The organism is Rhizorhabdus sp. P4_G6 (assembly GCF_056401045.1).
In genome coordinates this window covers 190,691-202,724 of the sequence record NZ_JBFUKC010000001.1, presented here as the reverse complement: position 1 = coordinate 202,724, position 12,034 = coordinate 190,691, and the positions used below count along the sequence as shown (strand labels likewise).

Sequence of the window (12,034 nt, the reverse complement as noted above, 5' to 3'; positions counted from 1 at the left end):
GGCAGGGAGAAGCTTCGCATGCGGGAGCTGCCCGGCCCGCAGAACAATCCGGACGGGATCGAGCCCTGCATTCGACATCCCTCGGAACCGGGAAAACCTCCCGCAGTTTAGCACCGCAGGAGGACTTTCCCATGATGCCACGTGATCCCGCCGATATCGAACCCAACAGCGAGCAGCGCGATGAAGGGCAGGCGCAGGATGTCGCATCCGACGCGCTCGACATCGAGCATCTCGCGGTCATCGACACCGAGCGTGGGAGCGGGTCCAATCCGGCGTCGCTGATTCCGGACGATGTGCCCGATCTGGTGGAAAAGATGAACGATATGATCGCAAGCGGCCGCCTCGACTTTGATGCCTTCGCGGGCGAGCCTGTCCATGATGACGAAGAGAGTTCGTTCGGATCCACCGATCCGGATGACGAGGATGAATGAAGGCATTCACTGGATCGCGGTGCCGGTGCGTCACAGGGTTTCCAGCTGCGTGAACAGCACGCCCATGATCTCGCGTACCGAAGCTTGGCTGCTGCCGTCCCAGCGGATCTGGGCGAGCCGTTGCCCGTTTTCGTCTCCGACGGGCAGGACAAGGCGGCCGCCGGGCTTGAGCTGGCGGATCAGCGCCTCGGGGATTTCACGCGCTGCGGCGCTGACCAATATCGCGTCGAAGGGCGCCGCGTCCGCCCAGCCGCGCGTTCCGTCGCCCACCCGAAGGCTGATATTGGCATAGTCGAACTGCTCCAGAAGCGATGCCGCCGTGGCGATGAATTCCTCCACCACATCGACGCTCCAGACCTCTCCTGCCAGTTCGGCGAGCAGGGCGGTCTGATAGCCCAAGCCGGTGCCCACTTCGAGCACCTTGGAGGCGGGGGTGAGTTCGAGCATGTCGACCATCAGGGCCGACATGAAGGGCTGTGAGATCGTCTTGTCGAAGCCGATCGGCAGCGGGCGGTCCTGATAGGCCATCAGGGTGAACTGAAGCGGTACGAAATGGTGACGCGGTACCTTGAGCAGGGCGGCGCGAATCGGCGGGGCGGGGCGCAGATGCCCGATTTCCTCGCTCATCAGGTCATATTCGATCTCGATCACCTCGACCATATGGCGGCGAAGGATGGACATATGCTCCTCGGTCAACTGCTTCATGCGGATGTGCCTTTGCTGCCTCTACAGAAACGCACGACGCGAGCCGTCGACGATCGACATTCCCGAGCGTGCACCTTCAGCTCGACCCGGCCCGATACCGCCGTGACGAAAGCGCCCGGGCGGTTCGAACTTGAAGGAGATCATGTCTCGGTGAGCACGGCCAAATGGGAGGAGCAAAAGACTGCAAGGGCCATCGATTCTGCCGGAAAGCCGGACGAAGCGTTGATCAGCGCGAATGGAACTTGCCATGATAGCCTTTGAGCTTCTGCTTGGCCTTCAGCTCGAGGCCATAGTCCGAGATCTTGCTCTTGCGGCGCTGGCCATGTTGGCCGGGGCTATAGGGGCGGGTATTGACCGGGCTCCTGGCGCGCCCCCAGATATGCTCAGCGATTCTGCGATCGAGCTTGTGCCTGGCGCCGTGCCGTTTCGACATGTGCCGCTCCCACGGATATCTGCCTGAAGTTTAGGTTTTCCCGAACTGATCACAGCCACATAGATTAAGACTCTGTTGCCGGATCGGCAGTGCGCCTTTCCAGGGGGTGATTGTTGCTGTGATGGCATGGATCGGTCACGAGCGGTGCGCGTTGTGCCCGCGATGAAAGCAATTCCTGCCGCGCTGACCATCGCCCTGCTTCCATTGGCATCCGGCGCACGCGCAGACCAGCTGTGGCTCGGCGTGTATCAGCACGATGTTACTATGTCCGAAACCAAGTTCGAAACCGGACAGGACATCAAGGCCGGATGGATCGGCGATCCCATCCAGTCGTTTCGATCAATCGGCCGGCCCGCGCCGCATCTGCTGGTTTCGAAAAGCCTGAACGGGGGGACCGACTATGTCGCTGCGGGACTCAACTGGACATTCGGAACGCGGGTCTATGTTCGGCCCGGGATCGGCGTTTCGGTCAACGACGGGCCATCGCGTGCCTATCGCGAGGGGCGGCGGGTTGATCTTGGTTCACCCGTCACCTTCGAGCCGGAATTGGCGCTGGGCTGGCGGGCCAACGAGCATATGTCTGTCGAGGCGTCCTGGATACACCTCAGCCACGCCACCATTTTCAGCCGGCAAAATCGCGGCATCGACAGCTTGGGCGTGCGCGCCTTGCTGACATTGCGATAATCGACTGGCTGCAACGGTCATTCCGGTAGCGTTTTACCGCGCAGTAATAAACGCCGTGTTAGGCATGCTTCCATCGCGGAAGGAATGCGGATGTTTTCATCAGAGGTTACCGTGTTGGAACATCGCCGCGGCGAGGAGCGGCTCCCCGCTGATGTGCGGGCGCGTTACGGCACCGGCGGCCGCCCTGAGCGTGCGCTGTGCCGCGTGCTCGACGTTACGACGCGCGGCGCCCGGCTGGAAGTGTTTTGCGACCTGCCGCGCGGTACCAAGATTACGCTGAAGCTGCCCAATGCCGACATCGTGCGCGCAAGCGTGATCTGGTCGAAGGATTTCGAAGCCGGTTGCAAGTTCATCGAACCGCTGAACGAGCGGGAACTGGCGTCGATCTTCATGAAGGGTCACGCCTGATCCGCCAACTTGTCTCGCAGTTGGTTCAGGTCCATCCAATAATCCGCGCGCGTCACACATCATCCAAATCGGAGGATTCGTTTCAGCGCCATCGTTGACACTGGCGAGACCCTGGGGCCAACCAAGGGGTCGGGGCATTAGGGATCGACCGGGGGCAGTTGGATGGCGCTTTATTCAGCATACACTCCAACTTCGCTGTTCACGCGCGCGATGTTCAATCTTGATGCAAGCGGGATCAGTGACTTCCGCATCAATGGCCAGATCCGCGTCAGCGTGTCGGACGGATTTGCCACTGGACCCTACGCCCTCGGGCTCGACAATGAGGTCCCGTGGCAGTCTACCAATCTGTCCAACATTCAAGGAATCTTAGGAGTATTCCAGCAGTTCGCGAACCTGAACTTCGCCACGGTAGTCGACTACGATACGACCTCGATCAGTTCAATCGCCGATCCATCAAGCGTCGGCCCGTTCGATCTCTCCGATATCAACATCACGTTCTACCGCCCTTCCAATCCGGACATACTCGGCGAATCCGCCTTGGCCACGGACAGCTTTGGATACTCCGGTTCCCGGGGTGACATCTTTATAAATCCGGACTCGTCAATTTTTGGCGAAGATCTCTCCTTCGGCGAGTTCAGCAAGGTCAAGGAGGTCCTGATGCATGAGTTGGGACATTCTTTCGGCTTGTCCCACCCGTTTGTCTCATCGTTCGGCGTTGACCAAGTCACGTCCGACTTTTCAGCCCTTGTAAGCGCCGGCTTTCAGAAGCTGGGGTTTTCAATCACCAGCGGCGCTAGCCTGAACAAAGAATATTTCACCATCATGTCCTATGATGATGAACATGAGGACCCGTATCTCAACGCATATACTCCGATGATCTTGGATGTGATCGCTCTTCAACAGGTATATGGTGAAGGTTCTGGGACTAGTGGGGCGGGAAATGACATCATAGAAGCCGGGAATATTGGGTATCGTACGTATTTCGATAAGGGCGGAATTGACACGATCGAAGCCCAATTCTACGAGGATGGCGTCTACATCAACCTGGGTGTGTCCATCACCGGAGCTGATCATCTGGTAGGCATCGTGATGAGTCAGCTAGATGCTGAAACAACTATATTGAATGGGGGAAACCCTGACAGTCTACGTTGGCTTTATGGCGAATATGAAAATGCTAACGGCTCAGCTAGCGACGATCTTATCGTGGGCAATACGCTGAACAATGTTCTGATCGGACGAACGGGTAATGACTATCTCCTGGGTGATGACGGCTCCGATTCGCTTGGCGGCGATGACGGACACGACAATTTGTTCGGGGGAGCGGGTACGGATACGCTGGAGGGAGGCGCGGGTAATGACCATCTCTACGGTCAGAGCGCGAGCGGTGGCAGCGATGGCGCCGACAGCCTCTCAGGGGGCGGCGGCAGCGATTATCTCCAGGGCAATGCCGCGAATGACACGCTAGACGGAGGCGATGGTTCGGATCGCATCCAGGGCGGCCGCGACGATGATTTGATCCGCGGCAGCGGTGGCAATGACACTGCCAACGGGAACCTCGGCAACGACACGATCGACGGCGGTGACGGTAACGATTCGCTGCGGGGTGGGCAGGGCAATGACCTGGTCGTTGGCGGCACCGGCAACGATCTTCTGTCCGGAGATCTCGGCACCGACACCCTCACGGGGGGCGCAGGCTCAGACATCTTCATGGTGTCCGGCCAGGCATCGACCGTGGTCGCAGGCCCTGACCGCATCACCGACTTTGTCGACGGTACTGATCGCATCTCGGTGGGTTATACCCCCGCCATCGTGCTCACCGGAGCAGCGCGATCGAGTCTCATGGCTGCAGCTACGGCCGCACAGCAGCTGTTCGACGCTCGCGAAGGCAATGGAGAGATTGCTGTGCTGGGAGTCGGTACCGACACCTATGTGTTCTATTCCAGCAACGGCGGAGCGACGGCGGACTCAGCGATCCTTGTGGCAAATGTCGGATCGAGCGCCTTTAATGCTGCAGACTTTATTTAGCCCTCGGGGAAGTCTTCAATAGTCGATAAACGCTCGCTCTGGAGATGCCCAGTCGTTTGGCGATCTCAGTTGCTCCTACTTGATTGGCCCGTAGAGCTTCTATGCCGTTGACGGATATGTTCGGCGGCCAGCCGCAGTAGGTCCCGCGCTCCCTAGCCTTCTCGATCCCGTTACGCTGCCGCTCTCGTCTGATGTCGTTTTCGAACTCGGCAACCGCGCCGAGAATCGCGAGCGAGGCAGGATGCGGGCGATATAGGTCTTCTCGCCCTCATCATCGACGCTGCCGCCTGCGGGATCATCATCTTCCGCCGGGTCGTCGTCCTCCCTATCGGGATCATTGGCGACAGCGAGCAGGCTGATCGCCACCTCAATGAAGTCCTCGATCTGCTTGCGGTCCAAGCGAGACAGGATGCGCTCTACCGCGCTGGTGGCGGTTGGGATCTGGAATACGCTCGCCATTTCATGCCCTCCCGGACGCGGCGAGGCGGCGAATACCTGCGCGACGCCGGGATGTCTGCGTCGGTGAGCTTGACGTCCTTAAGGCTTGGTGACCCCTACGGGACTCGAACCCGTGTTTTCGCCGTGAGAGGGCGACGTCCTAGACCGCTAGACGAAGGGGCCGTGCGAGCGGAGCGGCGTCATTATGGGGCGGGGTGGGGCAAGTCAAGGCGGATCGGAAGCGAGCGCTTTCCATGGTCGAAAAGCGCTATTCCCGCTCCGCCATGCTTTCCGTGAATCTACGCACTGGCCTCCCCGGCCGGCACCGCTAAGCTCGGAGGATGGAGGCAGAGCTCATATGGCAGGACGAGGCGGAGAGCCTCATGCTGGTGCATGGCACCGGCGCCATCGGCGCGCTCGTCAGCCAGATTTCGGACGCGGTCCGCCTCTGTGACGATCAGGCGGTGCGCAAGCTGGACCATATGCTGCAATTGGTCGAAGCCCGGCTCGAAGAGCCCTGGCGCCTGCCTGCCGCCAGAGCGGATTAAAATGAACTCGGGTCGGGCCGCATCACCTGCGGCCCGGACGTCACTGCAGATCAAAAGAAGCGCGACTCGACCCGGTTCTGGTTGAACGGGCCGAGCCTATCGCTCTGGCCGGTTGGAGCGCGATCAGGCGGCTGCCCGATCGCGCTCCTTCATCTCCTGATTGAGCATCTCGGCTAGCAGGAACGCCAGTTCGATGCTCTGGCCGGCGTTGAGCCGGGGATCGCAATGGGTGTGATAGCGATCGGCGAGATTCTCGTCGGTCACCGCCATGGCGCCGCCGGTGCATTCGGTGACGTTCTGGCCCGTCATCTCAGCATGAATGCCGCCGCCATGCGTGCCCTCGGCGCGATGGACCGCGAAAAAGCCGCGCACTTCGGCCAGGATGCGGTCGAACGGCCGGGTCTTGTAGCCGTTGCCCGCCTTGACGACGTTGCCGTGCATCGGGTCGCAGGACCACACCACCTGGCGGCCTTCACGCTTAACGGCGCGGACCAGCGTGGGCAGATGCTTCTCGATCTTGTCATGCCCATAGCGGGTGATCAGCGTGATGCGGCCCGGCTGGCGGCCAGGGTCGAGCGTGTCCAGCAGGCGCAGCAACACGTCGGGTTCGAGACTCGGACCACATTTGAGGCCGATCGGATTGCCGACGCCACGCAGGAATTCGACATGCGCCGAGCCCTCGAAGCGGGTGCGGTCGCCGATCCACAGGAAGTGGGCCGAGCAATCGAAATAATTGCCGGTCAGGCTGTCCTCTCGGGTCAGCGCCTGCTCATAGGGGAGCAGCAGCGCTTCATGGCTGGTGTAGAACTGGGTGCCCTTGAGTTGCGGCACCGTCTCCGGATTGATCCCGCACGCGGCCATGAAGTCGAGCGCGTCGCCGATCCGGCTCGCCACCTCGCCATATTGTGCCGCCCAGGGGCTGCGGCCCATGAAGTCGAGCGTCCAGGCATGAACCTGGTGGAGATTGGCATAGCCGCCCTGGGCGAAGGCGCGCAGCAGGTTGAGCGTCGCGGCCGACTGGCTGTAGGCGCGGATCATGCGCCGCGGGTCCGGAGTACGGCCTGCCGCTTCGAAAGCGATGTCGTTGATGATGTCGCCGCGGTAGCTCGGCAGCGACACGTCGCCCTGCTCCTCGGTCGGCGTAGACCGCGGCTTGGCGAACTGGCCCGCCATGCGGCCGACCTTCACGATCGGCATTTTGGAAGCATAGGTCAGTACAACCGCCATCTGGAGGATGACGCGGAACGTGTCGCGGATGTTGTTGGGGTGGAACTCGGCGAAGCTCTCAGCGCAATCGCCGCCCTGCAGCAGGAAGGCCTTGCCGGCCGCGACCTCGGCCAGCGTCGCGGTCAGTTCGCGCGCCTCGCCCGCGAACACCAGCGGCGGATAGCTCGACAGTTCGTTCTCGGCCGCAGCCAATGCCGTCGCGTCCGGATAATCCGGCATCTGCACCGCTTTTTGTTGACGCCAGCTTTGGGGCGTCCAGTTCGTCGCCATTCCCAGTCCCACTTCCTTTTAGGGCGCTCCCAATGCGCGCGGGGCCCGCGAAAGGCAAGGGCAGGGTGGATTGGGGCAGCGCAAGATTAACTCGTCACGCGCTGGCAGGCAGCCGACCTCAGCGGTGCTGAACCTTCCAGCGCATATAGAGATTGGCGAAGATGCCGAGCAGGATCGCGCTGCCGATGCAGAGACTGATATAGGCGGCATGGGTCGGCAGATATTCGATCCAGAGAAAGCCCGCCGCATAGCTGAGCGCTACGCACACGACGAAAGTCTGCAGCGAATTGGACCCGATTATCGCAAACTGCCGCATCAGCCATAGCCGCTGCAGGCGCGGCCACATCCACAAGATGCTCATGATCAGCCAGCAGACCGACATCGCGTGCGCCACCCGGATCGGCCCGATCCTGATCTTGCTCTGGTACAGGACCTCGAACGAGAACCAGCCCTGGGCCAGGAACAATATGGTAAGCCCCGCGAAGATCAGGACCGGCGGCACCAGCCAGCGCCAGTCGCCTTCAGCGCGCCGCTCCATTCTCGCCAGCAGCCGGTAGCGGCCGGCTGTCATCGCGCCGAAGAACAGTAACTGCCAGGATGCAGGGTTGAAGTTCCACAGCCAGTCGCCGACGGGCGAGCCGCCAATAATGTTGAACCAGGCATTCTCATGCGCGAACCAGTAGAGCCCGATCGAGGCGAGCAGCCCGAGTAGTACATGGACCCGCAGCAGCAGTGCGAAGAGCGGCGCGGTGGCGAGCAGCGCCATATAGGTGACAAGAATCTCCAGGCAGTACGGTTGGATGTAGAGGATCAGGAAGTCGATCAAGGAGGCCGGCCCTCGCTGGATGAACCAGCTGTAGAAGCTCAGCCGGGCCAGGTCGGCGGATTCGATGCACAGCGGCAGCAGCACCAGGAACAGGCCGAGATTGTAGACATAGAGCTTGCCGGCCCGTGGCCATACCTTCGCGGCGAATCCGCGTAGCGTCACGTCCCGGTCGGCACGCAGATAGACAGCGCCGACCAGATAGCCGGAAAGCAGGAAAAACACTTCGGCCGCGCTGGAAAAGCCCCATAGCGTCAGTGTCGGGAACTGCATCCCGACCATGTGCATCCGGTCGGTGAACCCGGTTATGTGGTTGATCGTAATGGTGATCAGCGCCAGTCCGCGCAATATGTCGATGCTGGAGTCGCGCTGGCTCGGGCGCGGCCCGCCGGTCTGGCTGGAATCGATGGAAGTCACGCCGCGGCCTTACTGCGCGCGCGGAAAAATACAATGTGGACGCATGCCATGTCGCTGTTCATTGATCATGAAGATGGGCGGGCCCATATAGGTGCCAAGCGATGCGCCTGGCGGCGCTCCGATCGGAGAATACATGACTGAGAATCTGCCCGTATTGCCATTGCGCGATATCGTCGTTTTCCCCCACATGATCGTGCCGCTGTTCGTTGGACGCGAGAAATCGGTGGCCGCGCTGGAAAGCGCGATGGCCGCCGACAAGTCTATTTTCCTGGTCGCCCAGCTTGATCCGGCGGAGGACGATCCCGATCGAGACGCGCTCTACGACCTGGGCGTGGTGGCGACCGTTCTCCAACTCCTCAAGCTGCCGGACGGCACCGTGCGCGTCCTGGTCGAAGGCAAGCAGCGCGCGCGCCTGGACGAGCTGTCGAGCGGAGAGTCGCATCTCACCGCGACCGTCGAGCTGATCGAGGAAGCCGAGGCCGAAGGTACCGAAGTGTCGGCGCTGATGCGGTCGGTGATCGACCAGTTCGAGAACTACGCACGCCTCAACAAGAAGCTGCCGGCGGAGACGTCGGTCCAGCTCGGCCAGATCGAAGACGCCGCCAAGCTCGCGGATGCGGTCGCCGCGAACATCTCGATCAAGGTATCGGACAAGCAGGCGCTGCTTGTCGAACTCGATCCCGCCAAGCGGCTCGAAATGGCGTTCGCCCTGATGGAGGGCGAACTGGGTGTGCTCCAGGTCGAGAAGAAGATCCGCAGCCGCGTGAAGCGGCAGATGGAGAAGACCCAGCGCGAATATTATCTCAACGAGCAGCTCAAGGCGATCCAGCGTGAACTGGGCAACGGCGAGGGCGAGGACGCCGGCGACGAACTGGCGGAACTTGCCGGCAAGATCGCCAAGCTCAAGCTGTCCAAGGAGGCTCGCGGCAAGGCCAATGCCGAGCTGAAGAAGCTGCGGACAATGGCGCCGATGTCTGCAGAGGCCACCGTCGTGCGCAACTATCTCGATGTGCTGCTTGGCCTGCCCTGGGGCAAGAAGTCGAAGCTCAAGAAGGACATCGCGGCGGCGCAGGCGGTGCTCGATGCCGATCATCATGGCCTCGAAAAGGTCAAGGATCGCATCGTCGAATATCTCGCCGTGCAGGCGCGCACCAACAAGCTCAAGGGGCCGATCCTGTGCCTCGTCGGTCCTCCCGGCGTCGGCAAGACCTCGCTCGGCCGCTCGATCGCCAAGGCAACCGGCCGCGAATTCGTCCGCCAGTCGCTCGGTGGCGTGCGCGACGAAGCCGAAATCCGCGGCCATCGCCGCACCTATATCGGCTCGCTGCCGGGCAAGATCGTGACCAACCTGAAGAAGGCCGGCGCCTCGAACCCGCTGTTCCTGCTCGATGAGATCGACAAGCTTGGCCAGGATTTCCGCGGCGATCCGGCGTCGGCGTTGCTCGAGGTGCTCGATCCGGAGCAGAACAGCCGCTTCCAGGATCATTATCTGGAGATCGATATCGATCTTTCGGATGTGATGTTCGTGTGCACCGCGAACAGCCTGAATCTGCCGCAGCCATTGCTCGATCGCATGGAGATCATCCGGCTCGAAGGCTATACCGAGGATGAGAAGGTCGAGATCGCCAAGGCGCATCTGCTCGACAAGCAGATCGAGGCGCATGGCCTGAAACCCGCCGAGTTCGAGCTCACCGACGAGGGCCTGCGCGACCTGATCCGCTATTATACCCGCGAGGCCGGCGTCCGCACGCTCGAACGCGAGATCGCGAAGCTGGCACGCAAGAGCCTGCGCAGGATCCTGGAAGGCAAGGAGAGCCGGGTGGTGATCACGCCGGATAACCTGTCCGACTTCGCCGGCGTGCGGAAGTTCCGCTTCGGCATTGGCGAGGAAGAGGACCAGGTGGGCGCTGTCACCGGGCTTGCCTGGACCGAGGTCGGCGGCGAGCTACTGACGATCGAGGCGGTGACGGTCACCGGCAAGGGCGGCATCAGCACCACCGGTAAGCTTGGCGATGTGATGAAGGAAAGCGTCCAGGCGGCGTTCAGCTTCGTCAAGGCGCGCGCGCCGGCCTACGGCATCAAGCCGAGCCTGATCGGCCGCAAGGACATCCATATCCATTTGCCCGAGGGCGCGGTTCCGAAAGATGGCCCTTCGGCGGGCATCGGTATCACCACCGCCATCGTCTCGACCTTGACCGGTATCCCGGTGCGCAAGGAGATCGCGATGACCGGCGAGGTGACGCTGCGCGGCCGGGTGCTGCCGATCGGCGGCCTCAAGGAGAAACTACTGGCGGCGCTGCGCGGCGGCATCACCACCGTTCTCATCCCCAAGGAGAATGAAAAGGATCTTGTCGAGATCCCGGCCAATATCCGCGAGGGGCTGACGATCATCCCGGTGAGCCATGTCGATGAAGTGCTGGCGCTGGCCCTGGCGGGCAAGCTTACGGCGATCGACTGGACCGAGGCGGACGAGTTGGCTCTCACCCTTCGGGGCRCAACCAGCCCCGACGGGACGGAAGTCGCCGTCCGTCACTGACCGGTGGCAGCGAAGCGGCCAAGTGGAATGCCGAGCCGCTTCACTGCCCGGTCAGAAATGTCCCTTGGCCCGGAAGCTGTAAAAGCCTGACCGGCTGACGATGATATGGTCGAGCAGGCGGATATCGAAGAGCTTCGCCGCCGCGAAAATCGCGCGGGTAACGGCCATATCGCAGTTGCTTGGCGTGGAATCGCCAGAGGGATGGTTATGGGCCAGGATCATGCCTGTGGCGCCGATGTCCAGCGCCTGACGCACCAGCTCGCGAGGCGCCAGACTGACCCTGTCGACGGTGCCATAGGCGACGACATCGTCGCGTATCAGCCCGTTCTTGGCGTCGAGGTGGAGTATGCGCGCCTGTTCGACAGGCATATGGGCCATATGCGCGAAGAGATATTGTTGAACAGCGCGATCGTCTCCGAGGATCGTGCGTTGCCGGATTTCCTGGCCTAGCGAATGCAGCAGAAGCTGCCGGGCGGCCAGCAACAACTCGACGACGTGGGTGGCATCCGGCAGAGCCCGTTTCAGCCGCTCCGGACTTGCGGACAGGGCCGAGGAGGATGTGCCGAATTCGGCGATGAGCCGGTCGGCCAGTCGCGCGGCCCCAGGGCGTTCGACCGTATGGATCAATCGGTGAAGAAGGTCTCGCCCCTCTTGCGCCGATGATGGCGCCACGTCGCGCAGGCCAATGTGGCGAGCATCGGATAGACCCACATGGCTATCGCATTCGCATATGCCCACGGAATGACATGCGGGACATAAGGCGCGAAATGAGTGAGGGCCGTGAGTCCCTGCATTGCCGTAAGCCATAGTGGCCAATATTTTTCCGTCGTCATCGAAAGGCAGAGCAGAACCACGAAAAACGAGCCGTCGACCATGAAGACCGGCAACTCCATGTGGCGAAACCGCAAGGCCACCGAGCTCACGAAGAGCAAGCTCAAATAGGTCATGGCTATGATGCCGACAGCCGCTATCCGCTCAGCCTTGCCACCTCGAAGCAAGGCGTAGCCGCAAACGGCCCACATCAGGGCGCCATAGATTAGTTGCCGGGTCACCCGCTAAGCCCATCACGGCCAGGGGCCTGACGTCAAG

At 61.6% G+C, this 12,034-nt stretch carries 13 protein-coding genes, 1 tRNA gene and 1 pseudogene; 6 read left to right on the top strand and 9 right to left on the bottom strand.

Annotation, left to right across the window (positions count from 1 at the left end; genetic code table 11):
- Nucleotides 1-131 precede the first annotated feature (131 nt).
- The gene (locus AC1DPF_RS00990; RefSeq protein ID WP_477959235.1) at nt 132-431 is read left to right on the top strand and encodes a hypothetical protein; all 300 of its coding nucleotides are present in this window, start codon (nt 132-134) and stop codon (nt 429-431) included.
- A gap of 30 nt (nt 432-461) precedes the next feature.
- Here AC1DPF_RS00990 and AC1DPF_RS00985 read toward each other — a convergent pair whose 3' ends face one another.
- A complete protein-coding gene (locus AC1DPF_RS00985) occupies nt 462-1,136 on the bottom strand; it encodes a protein-L-isoaspartate(D-aspartate) O-methyltransferase (RefSeq protein ID WP_477866323.1) in 675 nt (224 codons plus the stop codon).
- Between the two features lie 244 nt (nt 1,137-1,380).
- A pseudogene (locus AC1DPF_RS00980) lies at nt 1,381-1,569 on the bottom strand (30S ribosomal protein S4); the annotation flags it as partial.
- 126 nt (nt 1,570-1,695) lie between these two features.
- On the opposite strand from AC1DPF_RS00980, the gene AC1DPF_RS00975 reads away from it, so the two are divergent.
- The 3 genes from AC1DPF_RS00975 to AC1DPF_RS00965 all read left to right on the top strand — a co-directional run bounded on the left by AC1DPF_RS00975 (nt 1,696) and on the right by AC1DPF_RS00965 (nt 4,686).
- Nucleotides 1,696-2,253 carry an acyloxyacyl hydrolase gene (locus tag AC1DPF_RS00975; RefSeq protein ID WP_477959233.1) on the top strand — a complete coding sequence of 186 codons (558 nt, stop codon included), beginning with the start codon at nt 1,696-1,698 and terminating at the stop codon, nt 2,251-2,253.
- 90 nt (nt 2,254-2,343) lie between these two features.
- Nucleotides 2,344-2,661, top strand: a complete 318-nt coding sequence (locus AC1DPF_RS00970; RefSeq protein ID WP_477866327.1) for a PilZ domain-containing protein — start codon at nt 2,344-2,346, stop codon at nt 2,659-2,661.
- Nucleotides 2,662-2,823: 162 nt separating this feature from the next.
- A complete protein-coding gene (locus tag AC1DPF_RS00965) occupies nt 2,824-4,686 on the top strand; it encodes a M10 family metallopeptidase C-terminal domain-containing protein (protein ID WP_477959231.1) in 1,863 nt (620 codons plus the stop codon).
- On the opposite strand, the gene AC1DPF_RS00960 is transcribed toward AC1DPF_RS00965, so the two are convergent.
- The 3 genes from AC1DPF_RS00960 to AC1DPF_RS00950 form a co-directional block, all read right to left on the bottom strand.
- Nucleotides 4,679-4,879: a helix-turn-helix domain-containing protein gene (locus AC1DPF_RS00960; protein WP_477866959.1), complete on the bottom strand. Its 201-nt coding sequence runs from the start codon at nt 4,877-4,879 to the stop codon at nt 4,679-4,681. The genes AC1DPF_RS00965 and AC1DPF_RS00960 overlap by 8 nt on opposite strands.
- Nucleotides 4,786-5,145, bottom strand: coding sequence for a hypothetical protein (locus tag AC1DPF_RS00955; RefSeq protein WP_477866331.1), 360 nt, complete (start codon nt 5,143-5,145; stop codon nt 4,786-4,788). Before AC1DPF_RS00955 ends, AC1DPF_RS00960 begins: the two co-directional genes overlap by 94 nt.
- An 86-nt stretch (nt 5,146-5,231) precedes the next feature.
- Nucleotides 5,232-5,307, bottom strand: a tRNA-Glu gene (locus tag AC1DPF_RS00950).
- 158 nt (nt 5,308-5,465) lie between these two features.
- Here AC1DPF_RS00950 and AC1DPF_RS00945 point away from each other — a divergent pair.
- Nucleotides 5,466-5,672, top strand: a complete 207-nt coding sequence (locus tag AC1DPF_RS00945) for a hypothetical protein (RefSeq protein ID WP_477866333.1) — start codon at nt 5,466-5,468, stop codon at nt 5,670-5,672.
- Between the two features lie 123 nt (nt 5,673-5,795).
- Here AC1DPF_RS00945 and AC1DPF_RS00940 read toward each other — a convergent pair whose 3' ends face one another.
- Nucleotides 5,796-7,169, bottom strand: a complete 1,374-nt coding sequence (locus tag AC1DPF_RS00940; protein ID WP_477866335.1) for a class II 3-deoxy-7-phosphoheptulonate synthase — start codon at nt 7,167-7,169, stop codon at nt 5,796-5,798.
- Between the two features lie 118 nt (nt 7,170-7,287).
- Entirely contained in the window at nt 7,288-8,409 is a 1,122-nt protein-coding gene (gene opgC / locus AC1DPF_RS00935; RefSeq protein ID WP_477959229.1) for an OpgC domain-containing protein, read from the bottom strand.
- Between the two features lie 133 nt (nt 8,410-8,542).
- On the opposite strand from opgC, the gene lon reads away from it, so the two are divergent.
- Nucleotides 8,543-10,945 (top strand): endopeptidase La, encoded by a 2,403-nt coding sequence (lon, locus tag AC1DPF_RS00930; RefSeq protein WP_477959228.1) that lies wholly within the window; start codon nt 8,543-8,545, stop codon nt 10,943-10,945.
- A gap of 51 nt (nt 10,946-10,996) precedes the next feature.
- Here the strand turns inward: lon and AC1DPF_RS00925 are convergent, their stop codons facing one another.
- The gene (locus AC1DPF_RS00925) at nt 10,997-11,572 is read right to left on the bottom strand and encodes a JAB domain-containing protein (RefSeq protein ID WP_477866341.1); all 576 of its coding nucleotides are present in this window, start codon (nt 11,570-11,572) and stop codon (nt 10,997-10,999) included.
- The gene (locus AC1DPF_RS00920) at nt 11,569-11,997 is read right to left on the bottom strand and encodes a hypothetical protein (protein WP_477866343.1); all 429 of its coding nucleotides are present in this window, start codon (nt 11,995-11,997) and stop codon (nt 11,569-11,571) included. The genes AC1DPF_RS00925 and AC1DPF_RS00920 overlap by 4 nt, the downstream gene beginning before the upstream one ends.
- Nucleotides 11,998-12,034 lie beyond the last annotated feature (37 nt).